The 23,419-nt window shown below is 59.8% G+C and carries 32 protein-coding genes; 27 read left to right on the top strand and 5 right to left on the bottom strand.

Annotated elements, in window-relative coordinates:
- Positions 1-5 precede the first annotated feature (5 nt).
- The 5 genes from ABK249_RS02875 to ABK249_RS02855 all read right to left on the bottom strand — a co-directional run bounded on the left by ABK249_RS02875 (position 6) and on the right by ABK249_RS02855 (position 2,765).
- Entirely contained in the window at positions 6-527 is a 522-nt protein-coding gene (locus tag ABK249_RS02875; RefSeq protein WP_348862168.1) for a single-stranded DNA-binding protein, read from the bottom strand.
- Positions 527-1,195 carry a hypothetical protein gene (locus tag ABK249_RS02870; protein WP_348862167.1) on the bottom strand — a complete coding sequence of 223 codons (669 nt, stop codon included), beginning with the start codon at positions 1,193-1,195 and terminating at the stop codon, positions 527-529. Before ABK249_RS02870 ends, ABK249_RS02875 begins: the two co-directional genes overlap by 1 nt.
- Positions 1,196-1,197: 2 nt before the next feature.
- On the bottom strand, positions 1,198-1,437 hold the full coding sequence (locus tag ABK249_RS02865) for a hypothetical protein (RefSeq protein ID WP_348862166.1): 240 nt from the start codon (positions 1,435-1,437) through the stop codon (positions 1,198-1,200).
- Positions 1,434-1,664 (bottom strand): hypothetical protein, encoded by a 231-nt coding sequence (locus ABK249_RS02860; protein WP_348862165.1) that lies wholly within the window; start codon positions 1,662-1,664, stop codon positions 1,434-1,436. The genes ABK249_RS02865 and ABK249_RS02860 overlap by 4 nt, the downstream gene beginning before the upstream one ends.
- A gap of 408 nt (positions 1,665-2,072) precedes the next feature.
- Positions 2,073-2,765, bottom strand: a complete 693-nt coding sequence (locus ABK249_RS02855) for an XRE family transcriptional regulator (RefSeq protein ID WP_348862164.1) — start codon at positions 2,763-2,765, stop codon at positions 2,073-2,075.
- Between the two features lie 82 nt (positions 2,766-2,847).
- On the opposite strand from ABK249_RS02855, the gene ABK249_RS02850 reads away from it, so the two are divergent.
- The 27 genes from ABK249_RS02850 to ABK249_RS02720 all read left to right on the top strand — a co-directional run bounded on the left by ABK249_RS02850 (position 2,848) and on the right by ABK249_RS02720 (position 23,387).
- Positions 2,848-3,060, top strand: coding sequence for a transcriptional regulator (locus ABK249_RS02850; protein ID WP_348862163.1), 213 nt, complete (start codon positions 2,848-2,850; stop codon positions 3,058-3,060).
- Between the two features lie 120 nt (positions 3,061-3,180).
- Positions 3,181-3,648, top strand: a complete 468-nt coding sequence (locus ABK249_RS02845; RefSeq protein WP_348862162.1) for a phage regulatory CII family protein — start codon at positions 3,181-3,183, stop codon at positions 3,646-3,648.
- Positions 3,648-3,878, top strand: a complete 231-nt coding sequence (locus ABK249_RS02840; protein WP_348862161.1) for a hypothetical protein — start codon at positions 3,648-3,650, stop codon at positions 3,876-3,878. Before ABK249_RS02845 ends, ABK249_RS02840 begins: the two co-directional genes overlap by 1 nt.
- Positions 3,878-4,411, top strand: a complete 534-nt coding sequence (locus ABK249_RS02835; RefSeq protein ID WP_348862160.1) for a GcrA family cell cycle regulator — start codon at positions 3,878-3,880, stop codon at positions 4,409-4,411. Before ABK249_RS02840 ends, ABK249_RS02835 begins: the two co-directional genes overlap by 1 nt.
- Positions 4,411-5,793, top strand: a complete 1,383-nt coding sequence (locus ABK249_RS02830) for a DEAD/DEAH box helicase (RefSeq protein WP_348862159.1) — start codon at positions 4,411-4,413, stop codon at positions 5,791-5,793. The genes ABK249_RS02835 and ABK249_RS02830 overlap by 1 nt, the downstream gene beginning before the upstream one ends.
- A gap of 113 nt (positions 5,794-5,906) precedes the next feature.
- Positions 5,907-6,884, top strand: a complete 978-nt coding sequence (locus ABK249_RS02825; RefSeq protein ID WP_415926422.1) for a DNA-methyltransferase — start codon at positions 5,907-5,909, stop codon at positions 6,882-6,884.
- Positions 6,877-7,296, top strand: a complete 420-nt coding sequence (locus ABK249_RS02820) for a hypothetical protein (RefSeq protein WP_348862157.1) — start codon at positions 6,877-6,879, stop codon at positions 7,294-7,296. Before ABK249_RS02825 ends, ABK249_RS02820 begins: the two co-directional genes overlap by 8 nt.
- Entirely contained in the window at positions 7,296-7,634 is a 339-nt protein-coding gene (locus tag ABK249_RS02815) for a hypothetical protein (RefSeq protein WP_348862156.1), read from the top strand. The genes ABK249_RS02820 and ABK249_RS02815 overlap by 1 nt, the downstream gene beginning before the upstream one ends.
- The gene (locus ABK249_RS02810) at positions 7,631-8,509 is read left to right on the top strand and encodes a hypothetical protein (RefSeq protein WP_348862155.1); all 879 of its coding nucleotides are present in this window, start codon (positions 7,631-7,633) and stop codon (positions 8,507-8,509) included. The genes ABK249_RS02815 and ABK249_RS02810 overlap by 4 nt, the downstream gene beginning before the upstream one ends.
- Entirely contained in the window at positions 8,506-9,747 is a 1,242-nt protein-coding gene (locus ABK249_RS02805; RefSeq protein WP_348862154.1) for a primase-helicase zinc-binding domain-containing protein, read from the top strand. Before ABK249_RS02810 ends, ABK249_RS02805 begins: the two co-directional genes overlap by 4 nt.
- Before the next feature lie 2 nt (positions 9,748-9,749).
- Positions 9,750-11,555, top strand: a complete 1,806-nt coding sequence (locus tag ABK249_RS02800) for a DNA primase family protein (RefSeq protein WP_348862153.1) — start codon at positions 9,750-9,752, stop codon at positions 11,553-11,555.
- 285 nt (positions 11,556-11,840) lie between these two features.
- Positions 11,841-12,641: a hypothetical protein gene (locus ABK249_RS02795; protein ID WP_348862152.1), complete on the top strand. Its 801-nt coding sequence runs from the start codon at positions 11,841-11,843 to the stop codon at positions 12,639-12,641.
- Positions 12,642-12,769: 128 nt separating this feature from the next.
- On the top strand, positions 12,770-13,138 hold the full coding sequence (locus ABK249_RS02790) for an HNH endonuclease (RefSeq protein ID WP_348862151.1): 369 nt from the start codon (positions 12,770-12,772) through the stop codon (positions 13,136-13,138).
- A gap of 359 nt (positions 13,139-13,497) precedes the next feature.
- Positions 13,498-13,968: a hypothetical protein gene (locus ABK249_RS02785; protein ID WP_348862150.1), complete on the top strand. Its 471-nt coding sequence runs from the start codon at positions 13,498-13,500 to the stop codon at positions 13,966-13,968.
- Positions 13,947-15,698, top strand: a complete 1,752-nt coding sequence (locus tag ABK249_RS02780; RefSeq protein ID WP_348862149.1) for a terminase large subunit — start codon at positions 13,947-13,949, stop codon at positions 15,696-15,698. The genes ABK249_RS02785 and ABK249_RS02780 overlap by 22 nt, the downstream gene beginning before the upstream one ends.
- Positions 15,698-17,026: a phage portal protein gene (locus tag ABK249_RS02775; protein WP_348862148.1), complete on the top strand. Its 1,329-nt coding sequence runs from the start codon at positions 15,698-15,700 to the stop codon at positions 17,024-17,026. The genes ABK249_RS02780 and ABK249_RS02775 overlap by 1 nt, the downstream gene beginning before the upstream one ends.
- Positions 16,950-17,855, top strand: a complete 906-nt coding sequence (locus ABK249_RS02770; protein ID WP_348862147.1) for a head maturation protease, ClpP-related — start codon at positions 16,950-16,952, stop codon at positions 17,853-17,855. Before ABK249_RS02775 ends, ABK249_RS02770 begins: the two co-directional genes overlap by 77 nt.
- 34 nt (positions 17,856-17,889) lie before the next feature.
- On the top strand, positions 17,890-19,371 hold the full coding sequence (locus ABK249_RS02765; RefSeq protein WP_348862146.1) for a phage major capsid protein: 1,482 nt from the start codon (positions 17,890-17,892) through the stop codon (positions 19,369-19,371).
- 375 nt (positions 19,372-19,746) lie between these two features.
- Positions 19,747-20,226, top strand: coding sequence for a hypothetical protein (locus ABK249_RS02760; protein WP_348862145.1), 480 nt, complete (start codon positions 19,747-19,749; stop codon positions 20,224-20,226).
- Positions 20,210-20,551, top strand: coding sequence for a head-tail connector protein (locus ABK249_RS02755; protein WP_348862144.1), 342 nt, complete (start codon positions 20,210-20,212; stop codon positions 20,549-20,551). The genes ABK249_RS02760 and ABK249_RS02755 overlap by 17 nt, the downstream gene beginning before the upstream one ends.
- A 221-nt stretch (positions 20,552-20,772) precedes the next feature.
- The gene (locus tag ABK249_RS02750) at positions 20,773-21,171 is read left to right on the top strand and encodes a hypothetical protein (RefSeq protein ID WP_348862143.1); all 399 of its coding nucleotides are present in this window, start codon (positions 20,773-20,775) and stop codon (positions 21,169-21,171) included.
- Positions 21,165-21,395 (top strand): hypothetical protein, encoded by a 231-nt coding sequence (locus tag ABK249_RS02745; RefSeq protein ID WP_348862142.1) that lies wholly within the window; start codon positions 21,165-21,167, stop codon positions 21,393-21,395. The genes ABK249_RS02750 and ABK249_RS02745 overlap by 7 nt, the downstream gene beginning before the upstream one ends.
- Positions 21,382-21,945 (top strand): class I SAM-dependent methyltransferase, encoded by a 564-nt coding sequence (locus tag ABK249_RS02740; protein ID WP_348862141.1) that lies wholly within the window; start codon positions 21,382-21,384, stop codon positions 21,943-21,945. Before ABK249_RS02745 ends, ABK249_RS02740 begins: the two co-directional genes overlap by 14 nt.
- Positions 21,945-22,331, top strand: coding sequence for a head-tail adaptor protein (locus tag ABK249_RS02735; protein ID WP_348862140.1), 387 nt, complete (start codon positions 21,945-21,947; stop codon positions 22,329-22,331). Before ABK249_RS02740 ends, ABK249_RS02735 begins: the two co-directional genes overlap by 1 nt.
- A complete protein-coding gene (locus ABK249_RS02730; protein WP_348862139.1) occupies positions 22,328-22,783 on the top strand; it encodes an HK97-gp10 family putative phage morphogenesis protein in 456 nt (151 codons plus the stop codon). Before ABK249_RS02735 ends, ABK249_RS02730 begins: the two co-directional genes overlap by 4 nt.
- Positions 22,780-23,196 carry a DUF3168 domain-containing protein gene (locus ABK249_RS02725; protein ID WP_348862138.1) on the top strand — a complete coding sequence of 139 codons (417 nt, stop codon included), beginning with the start codon at positions 22,780-22,782 and terminating at the stop codon, positions 23,194-23,196. The genes ABK249_RS02730 and ABK249_RS02725 overlap by 4 nt, the downstream gene beginning before the upstream one ends.
- Positions 23,196-23,387 (top strand): hypothetical protein, encoded by a 192-nt coding sequence (locus ABK249_RS02720; protein ID WP_348862137.1) that lies wholly within the window; start codon positions 23,196-23,198, stop codon positions 23,385-23,387. The genes ABK249_RS02725 and ABK249_RS02720 overlap by 1 nt, the downstream gene beginning before the upstream one ends.
- The last annotated feature ends 32 nt before the right edge of the window (positions 23,388-23,419 follow it).

Here is a 23,419-nt window from a genome sequence, read left to right as displayed (position 1 = left end):
TGACCTCAGAACGGAATGTCATCGTCCAGGTCGCGGCTGAAACTGCCGCCCGACGATGAGGATTGGCCTCGGGTCGAGCCCGAAGATGATGAGGATGAAGAGCGGCCGGAGGCGCGATCGTCGTCGTAGCCATAATCTCCGGCACCATCGCCGCCGGCGCGGTAACCGGAGCCGGACGAGCTCGGCAACATGATCAGCTTGGCGTCGAATCCCTGCAGGACGATTTCCGTCGACCAGCGATCCTGACCGCTCTGGTCCTGCCACTTGCGGGTGGCGAGCTGACCTTCGATGAAGATCTTGTCGCCCTTGTTCACATACTGCTCGACGACCTTGCAAAGACCCTCGCTGAAGACGACGACGGTGTGCCATTCCGTCTTGGTTTTTTTCTCGCCGGTATTCTTGTCGCGCCAGCTCTCGCTGGTGGCGATCCGCATATTGGCGATCGGCCGTCCGTCCTGGGTGCGGCGGATTTCCGGATCGGTGCCGAGGTTGCCGATCAGCTGGACCTTGTTGAGATAGCCGGACATCAGCGCCTCCTTGCGGAGGCGGCAATGCCGTGCTGCGCCTCGATGTTGTCGCGGCCGATCAGAGACCGTGCCATCTCGAAGAAAGCCTCCTCGGCCTTGGCCTCGCCCCAGCAGCGGAATGCTCCCGTCGTCTTCGGGATCGGCATGTCGGGGAACTGGCGGGCGGCCGCCGCGCCGAAAAAGGCCATCGCCTCGGCCCGGCACATGCGATCATCCATGCTCTTGACCAGCTTTCGATGCTTCATGGTCCAGAGCGACGGCGGGATAAGGCGCGCGGCGGTATATATCGCCTCGTCCCATTGGGCCTTGGCGAGCTTCACGGCCTCCCTTACGGCGATGGTCCCCAGAATTCCGGAAAGCAGGTCCTCTGCGGGTCTGACGATATCGCCGAGCACGTATTCGTGCCCGTCATGAAGAAGGAAAAAGGCGGCCTCCATGGAAGTGCCGCCTTCATTGATGATCGCCTGGGCACCCATGACGGAATGCTGCGCGACAGGAATGCCACGCCCGTTGAACCGGCGGATGCCGGCAAGGCGCTTCGCCATCTCGTCGAAACGAACGACCTTCGGATCGGGTGCGGCAAGATCCATGAGCGTGCCGTCGTCGTTGAACGACCAGACGGCCTTGTTTGCCAGGCGGGGGAGGGTGGTGGAGAGCGCGAGCGTCATCGTCACACCACCGTCGCGGCGAAAAAGCCAAGGCAGAAGATGATCGCCGCCAGCAGCCAGAAGGCGATCACGTCATTCCAGATGCCGACACGCTCCTGCAGGATGTCTGCCAGCGTGCGCGGCGTCTGCTCATTCGGATCGGCGGCTACGGCTGCTTCGACGTCTTCGCGGGTGTTCGAGATAAAGCGATCGTGTCGCGGTGCGCGCAATGCCGCCTTCGGGAAAGCAACGACCGTGCTCATGCCGACACCTGACGGATGGACTTGCGGCGGGCAATCTCGGTGGCGGTCGGCGCGAGGCGCTTGATGGTCGGCTTCGTCCAGCCGCGCTCGATCAGAGTTTCCTCGTTTACCGGGCGATCGGAGAAATGAAGCTCGCGCATGTCGTCTGCCATCCGCTCCTCAAGCGAGCGGACGATGCGCGGCGGCATGCAGAGTTTCGGTTGGGGGATTGGCTCAAAGCGGATCATCGCTGCACCTCCTTAGATCGGAATGCAATCGATATAAGCAAAAATTACATTTGAGCACAAGCGAAAATTATAAGCGCCGCTTGCACGAGGGGACTCGACTCACGGGAAAAAAGAATCAATTATGAGAACCGAACGAGAACAAAAAGGCGAGAATAGGCATGAACGGGGATGTTTTGCTTGGTCACGCAAACAGGTTGAGCATCGAATGCGGTGACTGCGGAAGGAATAGATGGCTGGCGCCTGCGCAGCTTGTGCGGGGGCGAGTTACTCTTCACACACCACTTGACCGCGTCGCTACTAGGCTCAGTTGCTCAGCCTGCATGGACGAGGGATTGCCCGGAAAGAACGTTTCAGTCCAGGCGTTCTTCAGCCGTGATATTGATAGGCAGAGGGCAGAGGCTGCCGTCCTTAGAAACCAATCAGCTCTTTCAGCGGGATGACGCGCCAGAGGTTTTTGACGGCATAGCGGTCAAATGTGAGTTCCGCGGGTGGATTGTATTGCTGAACAATAATTTCACTTCCCGTTCTTCGGAGTAGCTTTTTAATGAATGACTTGCCTACCTGTCCTTCTTGATCCGGGAAGGTCTCGATCACGACGTGGTCACCGGGGATAGGGTCGCGACCACCGCAGTAAATCACCTCTCCCGGGTCATACCTCGGCACCATGCTGTCACTCAGGACGTGGAGTGCAAACACATTCGGAACAGTGGCAATCCCCGCAGGTCGGCGCACATATCCGGCAATCTCTCCGTTAAACGTGAAGTCGCCGTCATCGCCACCATAGGTGACGCCCATGACCTTGACGTCCATCGGGCCTGATGGTGGCGGCCCTGGGTCACTGATCACTTCTGCGTCGGCTAGCCCGACATCATCCAAATAGACGACTTCGCCGCGCCCGAGCGCTGCAGGATCGACACGCAAGATCTCGGCTGTCTTGATCAAATTTTCTGTACTCGGGAGATTTTTCCCACTCTCCCACATGCCGACTGCCGCGACAGTCGTCCCCAAAGGATCAGCGATATTCCGTTGCACCAGCCCACGCCGCTTGCGCGCCGTCTGGATAGCCGCACCGACCCTCTGTTTCATGTCATTCTTAGCCATGCTTATAAATGGCCTGCCGCTTCCATCAGCGTCTACGCAATTATCACTTGTTTGATTTTCTAAGTTATGCTTATATCGCAGCATGACGACGAACACTCTCGCTCTTGATGAAGCCATCTCAGCAGTTGGAAGCGCCAGCGAACTGGCGCGTCGGCTAGGTATTACGCCTGCCGCCGTTCTGCAGTGGGATCAGGTTCCTCCAACGCGCGTGCTTGCCGTCGAGGAGATTTCGGGCGTTTCTCGCCATCGTCTCAGGCCAGACATCTACGGCCCTGAAAGGCAGGCTGCGGAATGAATTGGTCTCAGATGTCATGCGGTCCCCCGTGATCTGATGGGCTGACCTTACGGGCGCGACGCCCGCCATTCACTGAAATTCGAAGCTGAAAAATTTCCTTGATTTTTCAGGGAGGAAATCTTGCGCACTATTTCCGACAAACAGGCACTGACACTCAAGGCCGCCACCCGCCGCGCGATCGACATGGCGGGCGGCGGCGAAGCGTTTTCGCACGCCACCCGCATCAAGGCCGGCAACCTCTCCAAATACGGATCGCCGAACGAGGATAATGCCGAGACCTTCATGCCGATCGACGTCGCCGTCGAATGCGACATTGAGGCCGGATCTCCGACGATCCTCTCCACCATGGCGGAAATGCTCGGCTACCAGCTCGTGCCAATTGCCGGCGCGAAAGCTGAAACCGGAGAGCGGATCAATATCGTCGACGCGCTGAACATCGCCAACGAGGCGGCCGACGTGGTGCGGGCGATCACCGAAGGGCTCGCGGACGGGCATATCTGCGCCGCCGACCGCAAGGAGATCACGCGCGAGATCGACGAGGCTTTGCGCGCCATGAAACAGGCGCTCCGCAAGATGGAGGCGCACTGATGCAAGCCCTCAAGACCATCGAGGATCGCACCGACGGGATCGAGAGGCGGATGGATCGGCGTAATCCGAAAGCATACATCATGGCCGGCATCGCCTTCGAGACCTTTCGCGGTGAGAACCAGATCGATGCCTGGTTCGACAAGCACTACACCGACCGCGACGCCATGATGCAGGTCGAAGGCCAGATCTGCTTCCGCAACCCGAATGCCAAGCGTCTCGGGAGGCTGTGATGGGGATCATCAATTTCATCTGGTCCGAAGACGACGTCACCAAGGCTGCGAAGATGTGGGCCGATGGCCTGTCGTCGACGGCGATAGGGCGGCACTTCAAGGTCTCCCGCAGCGCCGTGCTCGGGCTTGCACATCGCAACCGAGACCGGTTTCCGCAGCGCGCTCCGCTGAATTCCAAAACCATGGATCCGATCAGGCGCAGGGCGGCCGTCATGCAGCGCCAGCGGCAGAAAGCGGCCGCCAAGCCTGCATCAGACCGTAAGGCGAAGATCGCCAAGCCGGCGAAGATGGTGATCGTGCCGCAGTTCGTGGAAGAGGCGCAGACGTCGCAGCGTTACGACCTGTCGAAATTCCAGCTTGCCGGCACGGCATCGATCGCCTTCGTCGATCTCGGCCACAACCAGTGCCGTTTCCCTTTCGAATGCATGGAGACCAGATCCGGGCCGGCGACGCCGTGCTGCGGCGCCAGGACAGAGGAGCTGCAGAGCTATTGCGAGGCACATCGCCTCGTCATGTCGGGAGGGTTCTGCTGATGGATTACGCGACCTTCCTCGAAAACAAACGGGTCAAGGATCCCGAAACCGGGATCACCGGCACGATCGAACTGCCGGAGTTTCTTTTCCCGCATCAGCGCGACATCACCAGATGGGCGCTCCGGCGCGGCCGAGCCGCGATCTTCGCGGGAACCGGCCTTGGTAAGACGCTGATGGAGCTGGTCTGGTCGCACAGGGTATCGCAGTTCACCCGCAAGCCGGTGCTGCTGCTCGCCCCGCTCGCCGTCAGTCACCAGCATATGGACGAAGCCGGCAGGTTCGGGATCGGCGCGCAGGTCGTCTCGGCACGCGGCGACCAGTCGATCGACATCACCAACTACCAGAAGCTCGATCACTTCGAGCTTTCCGATTTCGGCGGCGTGGCGCTCGACGAGAGCTCGATCCTCAAGAATGTCGACGGGCACTATCGCACGCGGCTGATTTCCGAATGCAGCCGCATTCCCTTCCGTCTTGCGGCGACGGCGACGCCGGCTCCGAACGACTTCATGGAGCTCGGAAACCATGCCGAGTTCCTGGGCGTCATGCGCTATACCGACATGCTCGCCACCTTCTTCGTCCATGATGGCGGCGACACCCGCAAGTGGCGGCTGAAAGGCCATGCCGAAGACGAATTCTGGCGCTGGATGGCTTCCTGGGCCGTGATGCTGCGCAAGCCATCCGATCTCGGTTATTCCGACGACGGATACGACCTCCCGCCGCTCCACTATCATAACCATGTGGTGCAGGCGGACTATCGTCCGAGCTTTGAAACCGGTTTCCTCTTCCCCATGCCGGCGCGCTCGCTTTCCGAGCGGCTGGCGGTGCGTCGCGAAAGCGTCGGGGAGCGCGTCAGGCTTGCTGCCTCCATCACGCCCGCAGACCGTCCGTTCGTCTGGTGGTGCAATCTCAACAGCGAGGCCGAGCAACTGGCGCGCGCCATTCCGGGCGCCATCAATCTCTCCGGGTCAGATAGCGACGGCGAGAAGGAGCGGAAGATGAAGGCCTTCAGCGACGGCCGGATCACGCATCTTATCACCAAGCCCTCGATCGCCGGGTTCGGCATGAACTGGCAGCACTGCCGGGATACCGGCTTTGTCGGGATGAACGACAGCTGGGAGCAGATCTACCAGGCGATCCGCCGCTTCTGGCGCTTCGGCCAGACCATGCCAGTCCACGCGCATTTCATCGCCGACGAGCGTGAGGGCAACGTGGTGCAGAACTTCCGCCGCAAGGACGCCGACGCGGAGCGGATGGCGGAAGCCATGGTCCGCCACATGGCAGACCTTTCCTCCGAAGCGGTGCGCGGCCTTGCCCGCGACGTGCCCGATTACCGGCCAGAGCAGCCGATGACCATTCCGAACTGGATAGGAGAAGCAGCGTGAAAGCCGTGACGAAAAAAGCAAAAGGTGCTGCGAAGAAGGCGGTCGATCCGGCTCCCGCAGATGTCAGCGCAGGCACCAGGACCGTCGATCAGGTCGTCAACGACCGGTACGCGATCTATCAGGGCGATTGCTGCGAGCTGATCCGCGCGCTGCCGGATGCCAGCGTGCATTTCGGCATTCACTCGCCGCCCTTCGAAGGGCTCTACAAGTTCTCGAACCACGACCGAGACATCTCGAACAACGAAGGCGAGGGGTTCTGGCAGCATTACGGCTTCCTGATCCCGGAACTGCTGCGCGTCACCAAGCCTGGGCGACTGCACTCGGTGCATGTCATGCAGCTGCCGACCTCAAAGAACCGTGACGGCTTCATCGGCATGCGCGACTTCCGCGGCGAAGTCGTGCGGGCCTACCAAGCGGCGGGATGGATCCTGCATTCGGAAGTCTGCATCTGGAAAGACCCCGTCACAGCGCAGCAGCGGACGAAATCGATCCGGTTGCTGCACAAGCAGGTGGTGAAGGATTCGTCGCTCTCCGGCATGGGGCTCGCGGACTATATCGTGACCTTCCGCAAGCCCGGCGACAATGCCGAGCCGATCTCCGGCATGTTCGACGTCTTCCACGGTGACGGGCTGGACATCAGCCAGGACGGTTACGCCCGCTATTGCCGCGAGGAGAGCGCCAAGGATCCCACCTTCAAGCCATGGCCGATCGAGACGTGGCGATCGATCCTCGTCTGGCAGCGATACGCTTCGCCGGTCTGGTCGGACATCCGCCAGTACCGGACGCTGCAATATCGCTCGGCGCGTGACCACAAGGACGAGCAGCATATCTCACCGTTGCAGCTCGACGTGATCGAGCGATGCCTCGATCTCTGGTCGGCGCCAGGCGAGACGGTGCTGACGCCGTTCCTCGGGATCGGTTCCGAGGTCTATGCGGCCGTCGACATGGGGCGGAAAGGCATCGGCTTCGAAATCAAGGACACATATTTCCGGCAGGCCGTCCGCAACATCGCCGAGCTCGACAGGCCGAAGGAACAGCGGCTGTTCGAGAGTGAGACGGCCGAGCCGGAAGCGGAGGCGGAGGATGCCTGACCAGATCTTCCTCACCATCGTGACCAACGATCCAGATGAAGCGATCGCGGACGCACTCTGCTGCGCGATGACGAACAAGCCGAAATGGGTGCGCGTCGTCTCCGATCCGATCGACGTTCTGAAGCTGCCGAACGGCACGAAATGCGTGGGCCTCTGGTACTCGGGGCGAAAGCACCTCTCCGGCGCCGAACTTGCCTGGCGCGAGCGTCGCATGGCGGGAGGGCTTGAGTTCCTGACCGACGACGACCATCGGCGCATCGCGTCATGGATCGAGCGGAACAAGGCCCGGATGCGCGGAGAGACCGTCGACGCGGCGCTGCCGTCCAGGCCTCAGCAAGACGACAAGCCGAGCGTCCTTCCGCACCCGCAGCCGGAACTACAGAACCTCATCCTCTCTCAAAGGTGGACCTGATGATGATCAAGATCATGAAGCGCCCGCGCATCCTGCTGATCGTCGCGCCTTCGCTTTATCAGTGCGCGAAGACGGCTGAGGCCTGGGGGCTCGTGCCCGGCCAGATCGAGAATTTCCGCAACGTGACGCGCGCCATCCAGCTGCGCGGCGTGACGCCCGGAACGCCGTTCATATCGATCGACCGCAAGAGCTGGGTCGCGACGCCGGAAGGGTACGAACTCGATACGGCGCTGGACGTGGTGCAGCGGGCAGGCCTCGTGCGGATCGCACAGGACGATGATCTCGCCAATCACCGCGCCTATGACGGCGTGCCGTTGAGGGAGGCTGTCGCAAGATGAAGCAGAGAAAAGGCAGCCTCTCTTGGGGGCCGGTAAAGGACGCTCGATTGCGTGTCTTGTCTCTCGGGGCCGGAATACAGTCTACGACCCTCTTGTTGATGGCTGCTCATGGCGAAATCGAAAAGCCTGACGTTGTGATTTTTGCCGACACTGGTGCCGAGCCTGGTGTTGTATATGAACATCTGAAATGGCTTTCCAATTCTCAGGTGCAGCCATTCGAGATCATCACCGTTTCTGCTGGGAGTATCCTCGACGACCTGAGGCAACAAGTTGCCGGGAACCCTGTTCGAAATCAGGGGAGAGCGCCGTGCGCTCCGTTTTACACTTCGGGTCGTGACGGGCGCGGCGCGCCTTTGAGGCGCCAATGCACCAGCCACTACAAAATTGAGCCTATACAACGGAAAATACGCGAAATCATGGGCTTCAAAGCCCGCCAGCGCATACCTGCATTTTCGGTGGAAATGATCATCGGCATCAGTTCTGATGAAGTCGCCCGAGCCGGGTCCAGTTTCGTACCATGGATCGTCAATAGATATCCGCTCCTTGAAAAACGGATGTCGCGCTACGACTGCGAGCTTTGGCTTAAGCAAAACGACTATCCAGTCCCGACAAAGAGCGCATGCACGTTCTGCCCCTATCGCACGAATTCTGAATGGAGGAATCTACGAGAGACGGATGTGGCCGGATTTGCTCAAGCCGTGGAAGTTGACAGTATTATTCGGCCTGGCCTGAAGCGTAACGACAAAGGGACATCGACCGGCAGGTTGTTTTTGCATCGATCCCTCACGCCACTCAGCGAGCTGGATCTTTCGACAGATTTTGAGCGTGGCCAATACGACTTCTTGTTGGAGTGCGAAGGAGGTTGCGGCTTATGACCTCGGCCGTCGATCTCTTCATCGAGGAAGCGCGCGCGGTCACCGTCATCGAGGCCGCTGCTAAAATCGGCATTCGCCACAAGGGCGACGTGCCGATCACCACCAGCAATTACGCCGGCCCGTGCCCCTCCTGCGGCGGCGATGACCGGTTCTCGATCAATCCGCGCCTCGGTGCATTCAATTGCCGCCAGTGCGGCGGCAAGGGGCGTGACGGGATTTCGCTGATGGCGCTTGCCAACGGCCATAACGTTTCGACCCGGACAGGCTTCCTGGAGGCCTGCGCCGACGCGCTTGGACAGCCGGTTCCGGAAGATGCCGAGCGCGAGACGGAAGAAGAGCGACGGGCACGACTCGAGAGGATCGAGCAGCGCCGGCGCGATAACGAGGAGCGCAGTCGGGAAGCCGAGAAATCGGAGAACCGATGGCGCGAGCGTGAGATCAACCAGGCGCGCGGCATCTACCTGCATGCGCCGGAACGGCCGATCTCGCCCATCCTCGGTGAATATCTGAAGCGCAGGACAGGCTATGAGATGCACGAGGCCGTCTTTTTCAACCTGCGCCTTGCGCCTAACCTTTCCTATTGGGAAGGGCAGGACGAGCGCGGTAATCCGCTCTGCATCTATTCCGGACCGACACAGGTGGCGCCCTTCGTCAATCTCGATGGCCGCATCATCGGGTGCCACCAGACATGGATCGACCTTCGCAACGGGCCGAAGTTCCGCGCCGATCTCGGCCTCGACGAGAAGGGAAAGCCGCTACCGTCCAAGAAGATGCGCGGCACGAAGAAAGGCGGGCTCATACCGCTCTTTGGACTGATGACGTCACGGCGGTGGGCTGGCGGCGAGGGGATCGAGAACGGGTTGGCGATCGCCGGCGCGGAGGATTTCCGCGCAGACACCTTCTATTTCGCGGCCGGCGATCTCGGCAATCTTGCCGGTCCAGCCGATCCGAAATCGGCCTTTCCGCATCCGCACGATACCTATCAGGACAAGGCGGGAAGGGTCCGCGCCGTCAGGGTGCAGGGACCTGAGCCGCATCCGGACCAGGGGCCGGATGACGCCATGCAGGTGCCGGATCACGTCGACGAGCTGATACTGCTTGCCGATGGCGACAGCGAACCGGTGTTTACCGCGTCCTGCATGGCGCGCGCCGAAAGGCGGTTTTCACGAGACGGGCGGTCGATCGAGACGTGGTGGCCGCCGCATGGAATCGATTTCTCAAAACTGATGGCGGGATGAACGTGGCGGGGAAGAAAAAGAAAATCGAGCTGCCGGAGGCGGTGGCGCAGAAGATGGCCGAGGCGGCCGAGCAGCGGTCCGGGCAAAACCCCGAAACCCCTCTCGGTCCTTCGGACGAACCGCCACCGCACCTTTCGACGGATATCATTCCGGAGGATGCGGCCGTGCAATATTGCGCGGAATTCGATCACTCCGACACCGACAACGGCAAACGCATGCTCGTCCATTTTGGATCAGACGTGCTCGTCGTCGCCCAGGAGAAGGCGAAGACTCCGATGTTCTCGGTCTGGACCGGAACCCATTGGGATGTTGCCAACGGCGGCCCGAAAGCGCTCGCCATTGCGCAGCGACTGGGAGACAGGATCGCGGCCGAGTCAGCGTATATCGTGCCGAGCGGTTTCGAAAAGCTCCTGATGGAGCGCGCGGAAGAGGCGATGAAGAAGCCGGACAATGAGAAGTCGCCGGAGGACAAGCGCCTGATATTGGCTGCCGACAAGGCCAAAGAGAAGCACGAAAAGCGCGTGAAGCGCAGGCTAGATCACGCCGTGACGTCGAAGAATGTCGCCAAGATGCGGGCCGCCCTGGACTGCCTTGCGCCGCACATCATGAAGGCCCCGAACGATTTCAACGCAGACCGCATGATGGTAGCGACGAAGAACGCGACGCTGCGTTTCAGCCGCAAGACAGAGCGCAGGCGCAATCCCAGGCATAAGAGCCCGGCGGAGACGCCGGACGCTCCGGAGTATATCGATTTCTGCGTCGACACTGCCCTTGAGGTGATCCCCGGCCATCGCCGCCAGGACATGATTACCCATATCGTGCCGGTGACCTACAGGCCTGATGCCAAATGCCCGAAATGGATGATCTTCCTCGAAAGCAAGCTTCCGGATCCGGAAGTGCGGCGGCTGGTGCAGGTCAGCTCCGGTCTCGGTCTGCTCGGCATCACGGTGCAATATCTCTTCTTCCACTATGGCGACGGAGCGAACGGAAAGTCGGTCTATATGGAGACACTCTGCCGGCTGCTCGGCGAGGTATCCGTCACACTGCCGGCCACCAGTCTCATCGGCGAGGGAGGAGGATCAGGAAGCGCCAGCCCCGACCTTGCCCGCCTTTATGGCCGCAGGCTGCTGCGGGTAAAGGAGCTGCCGGAGGGCGAGGATCTCCGCGAAAATCTCGTGAAGGAGCTGACCGGCGGCGAGACGATCACCGCGCGCGATCTCTTCTCCGGATATACGGACTTCCTGCCGATCTTCATCGCGATCATGAGCGGTAACGGCTACCCACGCATCACCGGCACGGACGACGGTATTTGGCGGCGCATGGCCGTCGTGCATTGGCCGAACAAGATCGCGAAGGAGGACAGGCGCGAATTCGAGGAGATCGTCTCATCCTTCGAGCCCGAATATCCCGGCATCCTCAACTGGCTGATCGAGGGCGTGCACATCTTCCTGAAGGAAGGTCTGGTGATCCCCAAGGCGGTGGAGCACGCCACGCAGGAATACCGCGACGAAATGGACCGGACGGCCGGCTTCGTCATGCGATGTATCGTCAAGGACGACAAGGCGGAGCCTCTGGAGGGCAAAGTGCTCTATCAGTGGTATGTTGAGGATACCGTCGACCAGGGCGGCAAGCCCATGAGCAACACCGCCTTTGGCAAGATCATGGGCAAGAAATTCCGCAAGGAGCGTACCGATCGCGGCGTCGTCTATCAGGGCATCCGCCTCGTCAATCTTCCCTCATCCAAGGTCTCCAATTCAGACGAGAACCGCCCTCCACCGCGCGAGGAATGGCCAGATGACCTTCCGTGATAACCCCGAAACCCCTTCCGACATCGGCATGACTGACCAGTTCTGTAGGGTCTACTGTAGGGTCAAAAGTGGCGTAAAAGTGAATGAAATCAATGAGGATGTAGGGTCATGCAGGGTTTAGCGCGCCTATACATATAGGAGGTTTGGAGGTCGGGAGGATTGTTCATATGTATGGAAAGCAAACCATGCAGAACTATACAAGCCTCTGATTTCTAAAGAGAAAACTATACATATAACTAACCATAAACCCTACAGAACCATACAGAACTGGTCAGAAGGTCAAACATGAAAAAGATATCGATTGAGGAACTGTTGACCTGGGCTTTTACGATGGAACTGCCAAAGGTCGGGACATCGGAAGGCAGCGGGCCGAGCGCCGCTCCGTCGACCTGGGGCATTCTGTCGGACGTGATCACGCTGGGGACGATGGTCGACAAATCCCCGAACGTCTATGGCGTGATCTCCGGCTATGTTTGGGAGGGCGAGCCGCACCCTGATGCGCTGATCGTTGGCGCTACCGTTCGCGAGCTCGATGACCGCGATCTTGATATCGGCGACGGCTGGAACCCGTTCCCTGAGTGGGAGGACGAGCACGGCCTGATCCGCGAGGAAGTGGAGAGCGTCGCAAATTATCATCGTGAACGTGGTGGCCGCATCAACGGCAGGCATGTCGCCACGCTCGTAACCAGCGCTGCCGTCCTCCGGCGCGGACCTGACTGGACGGCCGAAGAGCCGCGCGCGGTTATGGTCATGAATGCAGGCAAGCCGGCGTGGTTCGTAAAGCGCAAATGCAGAGATAGCCTTGGTCGGCTGGTCGAGTATGAGGACAATGGCTTTGACAAGCGCAGGCACAAGCCGGTGAAGGGTGCCTATCGGAAGTACCGTCTGAAGCAGTCGCTGCGTGCCGCCATCGTATCCCGTATGGAATGGCAGATCTGGCAATCGGCGCTTTCCGAGCTTCGCGACTCGCTCTCAGGGCGCCTGCATGGGCATGATTTGCTGCCCTTTCGGCCGAACATGCAGCCATGGATGACCATCCGAAAATGCGAAGCGGTAAATCAAGACATTGATATCGCAGCGGAATAAATTCCAATTGGCAGATTGACGCGCGCCACGGATTTGGTGCATCTTGTGCACAGTGAAAAAGATCACATTCGAACCCGCTGGCGGAAACGCTCGGCGGGTTTCGCATTTCCGGGGTTCGAGGCGGTATCGTGGGCAGGCTCAAGACATTGAAGCCGAAGCTTGCGACGCTCGCTCCCCGCCTCGGTAGAGCGCCCGGGGATGAGCAGGCTCGGTTGCGTGAGCGTGACCAGACAGTCGGATGGCGCAGCTGGTACAAGACGCAACGATGGCAGAAGCTCCGGCAGGAGATCCTTGCAAGGGATCACTATACCTGCCAGCGGACCGGAGTTCTCTGCATCGGCAAGTACCCTGCAGGCAATAGCCCGGTCGTTGACCACAAGACACCGCATCGCGGTGACGAGCGGTTGTTCTGGGATCCGGGTAACCTGCACTGCGTCAGCAAGGCGTATCACGACAGCGAGAAGCAGAAAGAGGAACGGCGGCATGCGTCTGTATAGAAACGAGATGAAGCTCGTGTCGTGCGATGGGTTCGGTCCGATCTCATCGACGCAGAAACCAAACCGTGTCGTCCGCCTTGAAGACGGATGGAATGCGATCGGCGTCATGTCGGCATACGGGTCCAGTTGGATTGTTGTTCAACGTCGTCGCTGGTTCTGGATGAAGGACGGCGAGGCACGGACGGCAGACCCGAGCAGGTTCGAGCAAGATCAGAGACGCCGCTACGGCATGCCCATCACCACCGGATCGGGTGCCCAGCCCGCCCCTACTCGTCGATAGGGGGGGGGGTGGGTCAAAAGTCCGGAAGGCCTCTCCTTCTGGACCCGCGCCCCCCTCACGCAGAGATTTTATTTCCGCCATGAGCGACTTTTCAGACGACAAAGAGATCGATGGCGTCGAGCTTGACCTGTTCGGCATGCCGATTTTGCCTATCAAGGATAGGCGCGGCCGCCCTTCGTACAGGAAAAGTTTGGAAAATCAGGAGCTTGTCACAGTCCTTCGCTGCGCAAACTGGAACCACGAGCGGATTGCTCGTTACATCGGATGCGATGAGAAGACGCTGCGCAAACATTTTTCCCGCGAGCTTGAAGCTGGCGCCGACATCGTTGAGGCGGAAGCGCTGATGGTCACATATCGGAAAATGCGCCAGGGCAACTCCGTCGCCACCGGTCGTATCCTCGATCTCGCTGACAAGACGCAGCTGGAATCCCCGCAACGGCGTCAGCCGGCGAAGGAGCAAAAGCCGCAGAAGCTCGGCAAGAAAGAGCAGGCGGTCGTCGATGCCCGCTCCGGTCATGAAAACAACGGATGGGGCAGCGTCCTGCAATGAGCCTGGCGGTGCAACCTGACGATCTGGAAGGCAGCTGGAATTTCGCCTGCCCGGACTGGTTCGAGCGCCTTCAGCAAGGACGCTCGCTGATCCCGGATCTTCCTATCGATCAGGAGAAGGCGGAAAAGGGCCTTCGCATATTCGAGAAGTTGCGGGTTCCGGATATCGACGACAAGCCGACACTCGGCGAGGCTTGCGGTCCGTGGTTCAAGGATATCGTTCGCACGATCTTCGGGTCTGTCGACGATGATGGGGTTCGGCACGTCGCGGAGATCTTCGCGCTGGTTGGCAAGAAGAACTCCAAGACGACATACTCCGGCGGCCTGATACTCGCCTGCCTGCTCGCCAACAAGATCCCACGCGCCGAGATCCTGTTCGTTGGCCCGACGCAGGAGATCGCGGACACCGCTTTCCAGCAGGCGGTCGGGATGATCGAAGAGGACGAGGAAGGATATCTACAGAAGCGTTTCCACGTTCAGGATCACCGCAAAGCCATCCGGGACCGTGTGACGAAGGCCTTCATCAAGATCAAAACCTTCGACATGAAGGTCATGACAGGATCGAAACCGGTCATTGTGCTTCTCGACGAGCTGCACATCATGGGATCGATCAGCTACGCCACGCGCGTCATCCGCCAGATCCGCGGCGCTCTCGTTCGGCGTCGCGATAGCCTCTTCGTGATCATCACGACGCAAAGCGACGAGGAACCGGCCGGCGCGTTCAAGGCAGAGCTGGAATATGCTCGCGGCGTTCGCGACGGCCGGATCAAGGGCAATGTCCGGATGCTACCGATCCTCTACGAGTTTCCGGAAGCGATGCAGATCGACGAGAACAAGCCGTGGATGGATCCGCGTCACTGGCCGATGGTCATGCCGAACCTGGGGCGATCTCTGCATCTCGAAAGCATGGTGGCGGATTTCGAGGCTGAACGCGAGAAGGGTGACGACGCGATCCAAATCTGGGCATCGCAGCATCTCAATGTCCAGGTGGGGCTTGCGCTCCACGGCGGCAGATGGATCGGTTCCGATTATTGGCCTGGAGCCTCGGATAAACGCATCACAATCGATTACCTGATCAAGGAATGCGATTGCATCGTTGCTGGTATCGACGGCGGTGGCCTCGACGACCTCCTCGGGCTGAATTTGACGGGTCGGCACAAGGTCACGCGGCGGTGGCTGACATGGGGACGCGCCTGGGCGCAGCAAGATGTCTTCAGCCGTCGCAAGGAGATCGCCGAGCGGTTGAGGGATTTCGAGAAGGACGGCGACCTGATCGTCTGCAAAGGCGCAACGCAAGACATCGTCGAAGTGGCAGATATCCTGCAGCACATCTGGGAGACGGGCCTCATGCCGGAAAAGGGAGCGATCGGTCTCGATCCTCAGGCGGTTGCGGCCCTCGTCGACGAGATCACCAGTCGCAGCATTCCGGACGATGCCCTTGTCGCAGTTTCTCAGGGGTTCCGGCTTTCCGCTGCGATCTGGGGCGCTGAACGCAAGCTGAAGGACGGAACCTTGAAACATTGCGGATCCAAGCTTCTCTCCTGGTGCGTCGGAAACGCGAAAGCCGAGCAGAGCGGGAACGCCGTACTGATCACCAAGAAGGCAGCCGGAAAGGCGAAGATCGACCCGGTGATCGCGCTTTTCAACGCGGTCACCCTGATGAGCCGCAATCCCGAAGCGCGCGGCGGACGCCTCGACGACTTCCTCAACAATCCGGTGATGGTGATCTGATGAGCTTTTTCGTCAAGGCGATGGCCGCGCCGTTCAAGCTATACCAGTCCATCGCTGATGAAGTCGCGAAAGAGCGGCGCCTGAGCCTGCAGGATGGTCTAGGCTGGAGCCAACTCGGTGGCGGGGCAAGCCATTCCGGCAAGACCGTCACCATGAACAAGGCCATGACGCTTGCGACCGTATGGGCCTGCATCCGTGTCACCGCACAGGCGGTATCGAGCCTGCCGTCAGCGATGTTTGAGAAGCGCGCGGACAATGATCATGCGCCCGTCGATGGCGGCGATATCGGTGAGGTTTTGTGCAGCAGCCCGAATCAGGACCAGTCGCCGATTGAGTTCTGGGAAGAGATGGCAGCTTGGCTCGTCACGCGCGGGAATGCTTATGCAGAAAAGCGCACGATAGGCCGGCGGCTGACGTCGGTCGAGCCCTTAAACCTTTTTGACCCGCAGCCATATCGCGACAGTGAAAACAGGCTTTTCTACCGGTTCTCGGATCGCGGCAAAATGGAAACGCTGCCGCGTGAAAAGGTGTTTCATCTGAAAGGTTTCGGCCAGGGTCTCCGAAATCGCGACCTCGGTCTGTCTCCGATTGCCTACGGCGTTCATTCCATCGGATCCGCCATGTCGGCTGATGAGGCCGCCGGGAAGATGTTCGGTAACGGCATGCAGATGAGCGGCGTCCTATCGGCCGATCAGACGCTGAAGCCGGATCAGAGGAAGCAATTGCAGGCGGTGATGGAAGCCTATGCCGGATCATCGCGCGCCGGAAAATTGATGATCCTTGAGGCCGGCCTGACATATCAGCAACTTTCGCTTGCGCCAGACGACGCGCAGATGCTCGAAACCAGGCGCTTCAGCGTCGAGGACGTTTGCCGCTGGTGGGGAACTCCGCCGATTATCATCGGCCACGCCGGCGAAGGACAGACCATGTGGGGATCCGGCGTCGAGCAGATATTCCTTGCGTGGCGCGTTCTCGGCATCGATCCAATCCTGAACCGTATCGAGTGGGCGGTCTGGAAACAGATCATCCGTTCCAGTCAGAATCCGAGACTGTTCCTGGAGTTCAACCGAGAGGCCTTCCTGCAGATGGATTCGAAGGCCAAGGCCGAGTTCCTGTCCAGCATGGTCCAGAATGGCCTGATGGATCGAAACGAAGGGCGGCAGAAGCTCAACCTTCGTAACCGCGATGGCGCAGATCGGCTGACCGCGCAGACGAACCTGGCGCCCCTCGATCAGCTTGGAGCCGGATCGGATGGAAATGCAGCCCGCGCCGCCATTCGCAATTGGCTCGGCATCACCACGGAAGGAAGCCGCGATGACCGTTCGTAAGTTGCCATCCGCGTCTGTCGGCGCTCGGCCAGGAACACGTTGTGAGATAGTTCCATCGGCACTCGACAGGTGGAACCCTGGCGTTCAGTCTGCATCGGATACGGAAGAAGACAACACCATTTCGATCCTCGATGTGATCGGTCAGGACTGGTTCGGAGAGGGAGTGACATCAAATCGTATCGCCGCCGCTTTGCGGGCGATCGGAAAGAAAGATGTCACTGTCAATGTGAACTCTCCAGGGGGAAGTTATTTCGAGGGCTTGGCGATTTACAATATGCTCCGCGAACATCCTGCCAAGGTGACCGTCAAGATCCTCGGAATGGCAGCATCGGCCGCTTCCGTGATCGCCATGGCAGGAGATGAAATACAGATTGCCCGCGCCGGCTTCATCATGATCCACAATACATGGGTTGTTGCGATGGGTGATCGTCATGAGATGCGCGATGTTGCCGACTGGCTTGAGCCATTTGATCAGATGGCGGTGGATATCTATGCGGCCAGAACAGGTCTCGAAGAAAAGAAGCTTGCGACAATGCTTGACCGCGAAACATGGATCGGTGGGGCCAAGGCGGTCGAAGACGGATTTGCCGACAGTCTGCTGCCATCCGACGCGGTAGCTGCGAAGAACTCCTCGGAGGCAAAGGAACTGTTCGCGCTTCGCGAACTGGAGACTTATCTCAAAAAAGCGAATTGCCCGCGATCCAGGCGTAACGACCTGGTTGCGGCATTGAAGGGCGGCCGGCGCGATGCGGCTGCAACCATCCGGCGCGATGCGGATGAAATTCTGGGCGACGTCGAAAACCTGCTCGCCTCCATGAAGTCAATCTGACCGAAGATAATCGGTTCATCAAAGGAACAAGACCATGAAGCTGATTGCAGCTCTCGTGGCGGTCACCTGCATGGTTGCCGCCCTGATGTTCGCTGGCGCGTTGCCGGCATTCGATATCACTTATCATTCCATACCCTTCGCAGGTGATGGCCATACCGCTCTTGCGATGGTCGCGCTCGTCGGATCGCCGGCATTGCGCAAATCTGTCATGCCGGAGGTATCTGTCGCCGCACTGATGGCAGGTCAGCCGCGCGGCATCGTCGGTGCTGTCCGCAACGAAGCCAATCCCGGCAAGATCGAGGCCCTGCTTCAGGACGTGAAAAACGAACTGGATCGCATCGGCAGCGATGTGAAAAAGACCGCCGAGGAGGCGCTGAAGCAGTCCAAGGATGCGGGCGACGTTTCCAAGGATGTGAAGCAGAAGGCCGACGAACTGCTGATCAACCAGAAAAAGCTCACCGATGCGCAGGAAAAGCTTCAGCAGAAGCTCGAAGCCCTGGAAACCCGCAATCACGATCTGGAACAGCAGGTCGCATCCCGTCGCGGCAATGGCCAGGAGGAGCGGAAGAGCTTCGGCCAGATGGTCGCCGAGCACGACGAGGTGAAGGCCTTCGCGGCCCGCGGCTGCAAGGGCACGATGCGGATCGCCGTCGACGTCAAGCAGGCGATCACGTCCGTGACGCCTGGCGGTGGCGGCATCATCTGGTCTGATCGTGAAACCGAGATCGTCGGCATGCCGCGTCGCACGATGACGATCAGGAACCTGCTGTCGCAGGGCCGCACAGGCTCGAATGCGATCGAGTATGCTCGCCAGAGCGTCCGCACGAATAATGCTGCGGTGGTTTCGGAAGGCGTTCAGAAGCCCGAGTCCGACTACAAATGGGCTCAGGAAACGACGGCCGTCCGCACGATCGCGCACTTCGTACACGTCTCGCGCCAGGCAATGGAAGACGCGGCACAGCTCCAGACTGAGATCGACACCGAACTTCGGTATGGTCTGATGCTGGCAGAAGAAAACCAGCTCCTGAAGGGCGACGGCACTGGCCAGAACCTCGAAGGCCTAGTTACGGCTGCGACCGCCTTCGTCCCGGCCTTCTCCGTCACCGGAGAAACGATGATTGACACGCTGCGCCTTGCAATCCTGCAGGCGTCTCTTGCCGAATATCCGGCGGACGGAATCGTTCTGCATCCGACCGATTGGGCGCGCATCGAGCTGACGAAGGATGGCGAGTTCCGCTACATCTTCGCCAACGTCATGCAGCTAGCCGGCCCGCAACTTTGGGGCAGGCCGGTGGTCGATACCCAGGCGATGGACGAGGATGAATTCCTTGTCGGCGCCTTCCGCATGGCCGGCACGATCTATGACCGCATGGATCCGGAAGTGGTCGCTTCGTCCGAAGATCGTGACAACTTCATCAAGAACATGATCACGGTTCGCGCCGAAGAGCGTCTTGCGCTCGCTATCAAGCGCCCTGCGGCGCTCGTCGTCGGCGACTTCGGCAACGTCTCCGGCTGATCGACCTGAACTAAAAACCGCCGGGCGCTTCAAGCCCGGCGGATTTCTGGAGGATAGTCACATGCATGTGCGAGCCCTTCGCGGCCTCGTCGGCGACTACGGCTCTGTTCGACGTGGACAGATTATCGAGGTTGCGGACTTCCGTGGCCAGCAACTCGTCAAGCGAGGTCTGGTCACTCCCGTGATGATGGAGGCGGCCGGGACGGCAACCAAACGCCCTTCGGAACGCCGGACTGGTGGCAAGACTGGCGAAACGAAATCTGCGTCATCGTTGCGTCCGGACCGTCCGCCGTCGACGCGCCGATCGAAAGGCTCAAAGGCAGAGCCCGATTCATCGGAATAAACAATTCCTGGCAGATCGCACCGTGGGCCGATGTGCTTTACGCCTGCGACCGAGCATGGTGGGAAAAGTTCGGGGGCTGTCCTGAATTCAAGGGGATCAAACTTACGGCCGATCAGTCGCCGCTTCTGCATAAATGGGGCATTCAGCCGGTCGCGGTCGATAAGAAGAGCGACCAACTGGAACTTTCGAAGTTCGGCACTGTCGGATGGGGCGGCAACAGCGGTTTTCAGGCCCTGAATGTCGCGGTCCAGTTCATGTGTCGCCGCATCATCCTGGTCGGTTACGACATGAGCCTGAAGAACGGCGTTCATTGGCACGGAAAGCACCCAAAGGGGATGAACAATCCTCATGACGGCAATATCGCTCGTTGGCGCCGTTGCCTGGATGCTGCGGCGGACACACTCGATGCAGTCGGCGTCGAAGTGATCAATGCCTCGCACTCATCAGCGCTGGAGCGCTATCCGAAAATGACGCTCATGGAGGCGTTCGATCATCATGCTCGTCACGCTTGATCTTGCGAAGAAACACATTCTCGTCGAGCACAATGACGATGATGACCTGATTACCACATTCATCGAGGCCGCCTCTGGCCTGTGCGAGGAATACCTGAACCGCACATACACCGAGGCGGTCAGCGGATCGGATGGACAGACCGATGCGCCTGCGGCCGTTGTTGCGGCGGTTCTCATCCTCGTCGCGACCCTTTATCGCGACCGCGAAGAACAGCATGTCGATGTGCCGCCGATGGTCCTGCCTTCCACAGTTCGTATGCTTCTTGCGCCATATCGTGATTTCTGCCCCGACTGCCTGACCGCCAGCGAGGGCAGCGGAACGTGACGCCTGTCTATTGCGTCTTGCGCTCTGGCGGGGAGTACCGGCAGGAACATGTCATCCGACTGCGTCGTCAGGTCCTCTCCCATCTGCCTGAGGCTGATTTTCGATGTCTATCGGACATCGAAATTACCGATGTGGACCGGTTGCCACTCAAGTTCGGCTGGTCTGGATGGTGGAGCAAGATGGAACTGTTCCGGCCATCAATCTCCGGGCCGATGTTGTTCATGGACCTTGACACCTCGATCGTCGGCAGCCTCGGGGACATCATTGCAGTCGATCGGCTGACGATCATGCGGGACGTCTACCGGCCAGAAGGCTTGCAGTCGTCGATCATGTTCCTGCCGGAGGCGGCGCGGCATCAGGTCTGGTCACACTGGATCGACAGACCTGAGCACTGGATGCGCGTGTATGCGCGCGGTGGCGATCAGGCCTTTCTGGAGCGTTTCTGGCTCGATCGGGCCGACCGATGGCAGGACGTGCTGCCGGGGCAGGTTGTCTCCTACAAGGTGCATGTGCGGGAAGCGCTGCGCAAGGATCGTGAAATCGGGAACGGAACCGTACCGGAAGGTGCCCGCCTGGTAATCTTCCATGGCAAGCCGCGACCCTGGGATATTGGATGGTGATGATGGAAATTCAGATTGAAAACCTCAGGCGGCTTGAATTGCGACCTGGTGATAAATTCGTGCTCAGCGTCTCCGGCCGCATCTCGATGGAGCGGTGCGCTCATATGAAGGAGGTTTGGGAGCTGTTTGTCGGGAGTGATGCAGATCGGTTCCCGTTGCTCATCCTGGATGAGGGCATGAAGCTTAGCGTCATTTCCGGAGATGTCGCCAGTGAAGCCGTTTGAGCAGCGCGGACACGCCATTCTCAAGCGTCTCCCGAAGAATGCCGTTGTCGCGGAAATCGGCGTTCTAATGGGTGTCCTGTCGGAATACCTGCTTAGCAGGCGCCCAGACATCAAGATTTTCATGGTCGACAACTGGCAGACGGCCGACAAGCAGCCGGCGGCATACAAGGCGACGGGCGATGATCATGCGCTGCACGCCGATCCGGCTCGTGTTGCATCCCATCGGTCGCAAGCCGAGAGCCGGGCAAAGCGGTTTGCAGGTCGCGCGATCATCGTGCCGGTGTCATCGATCGAGGCAGCGACAACGATCGCGGACGGATCTCTTGATCTCGTGTTTCTCGATGCCGATCATTCCTATGATGCAGTCCGCGCTGATCTCTCCGCATGGCTTCCGAAGGTAAAAGCCGGAGGATGGATTGGCGGCCACGATTTCGAAAACCCTGATCCGCGTTTCCGGTTCGGTGTCTGCCAGGCTGTCGACGAATGGGCCGACGCCGCCGGCCGTGTGATCGAGACGGATCTCAACTACACCTGGTTTGCGAGGGTGTGATGGCTGATCGCGGCGCTGGCCAGCTTCGTGAAAAGGTTGCCTTCGACGAGCGCGCCATCCAAAGCGATGGATTTGGAAATGAACGCGGCGATTTCGTCGAGCAGTTCCAGCGGCGCGCCGGCTTCACCTTTTTGCGCGGCGGCGAAACTGTGATCGCCGGTCGGCTTGAGGGCCGTCAGCCGATCGTCGTTCGCGTCCGTGCCGACAGCAGTACGCGTCGCATCCAGCCGGACTGGCGTATGCGCGATCTGCGGAACGGCTCGTGGCAGGGCTCATCTGGAGAGGATCCATGGTGGGATGGTCCGGTTTATGCAGTGCGTTCAGTCGCTCCCACCGAAGACCGCATGTTCATTGACGTCATGGTGGAAAGCGGAGTTGCGGCATGACGATCGAAGGCCTTGACCGGTTGAACCGTAAGCTGACGAAGACGATCCCGGAGGCGGCCTACAGGCGGGTGAAGGAGGCGCTTGAGCAGAGCGCCGACGAAGCGATTGCCGTGATGAAAGGCCTGGTTCCGGTCGATAGCGGTGAACTTCGCGACAGCATCGCCTGGACTTGGGGAGATGCCCCGAAGGGAGCAATCGCCCTGGCGACAAGCACAGCGAAAGCTGGCGACCTTCGCATCACGATCTATGCCGGAGGCGGTGACGCCTATTACGCCAGGTTCGTCGAGTTCGGCACGTCGCCGCATCCAAACAAGGGGCTATTTGCAGGGTCGATGCATCCCGGAACGCCTGCGCAGCCCTTTTTCTATCCGGGGTGGCGGCTCGTTCGCCGCAAGGTTAAGGGCCGCGTTACCCGGAACATCAAAAAGGCGATCAAAGAGGCATCGGCATGAGCCCTGGCGCCGAACTCTGGATGCTGATCCGCGACACACTCAAGGCGGACACGGCCGTCATGGAGCTTGTCGATTCCATCTTCGACAAGGTGCCGGATAATCCATGGAAGGCAAAGCGTGCCTATATCAGCCGCGGACCCTTCTATGCGGTCGATGATGGAGCCGACTGCATCGACGGGCAGGAGTTCACGATCCAGATCGACATCTGGTCTCGCAAGACGGACCGTTGGTCATGTGATGAGATTGTCGAGGCGGTTCGCAAGGCGCTGGACGAGCGGGATCTCCAGCTTTCCGAAAACGCACTCGCCGGCATCAGGGTCGGCCTGACGCGCGTTTTCGACGATCCCGACGAGCTTACCATCCATGGCATCGTGCAGGTGATCGCAAGGGTCGAAATACCGGAGGGCACGTGATGGCCTGGATGATCGTCTACCGGGAGGGAAACTTCCGCCGTCCGAACTCGAAATATTCCTTCAATTTCAAGCCCGGTCCGGTGGCGCAATCGTGGCCGCAGGACGTGGTTGATTATGCCGTGTCGCAAGGCAAGGCAGAACGTGTCGATCCTCCCCGCAGGAGGAAGGCAATCGCAAGCCGGGCAGGATAGCCCGATCACCTGAAACCGGGCCGCAAGCCCTT

This window comes from Neorhizobium phenanthreniclasticum (assembly GCF_040066075.1).
Classification (GTDB): Bacteria; Pseudomonadota; Alphaproteobacteria; order Rhizobiales; family Rhizobiaceae; genus Neorhizobium; species Neorhizobium petrolearium.
Note: the sequence above shows the minus strand (reverse complement) of the source record. Positions and strands in the feature narration are given on the sequence as shown.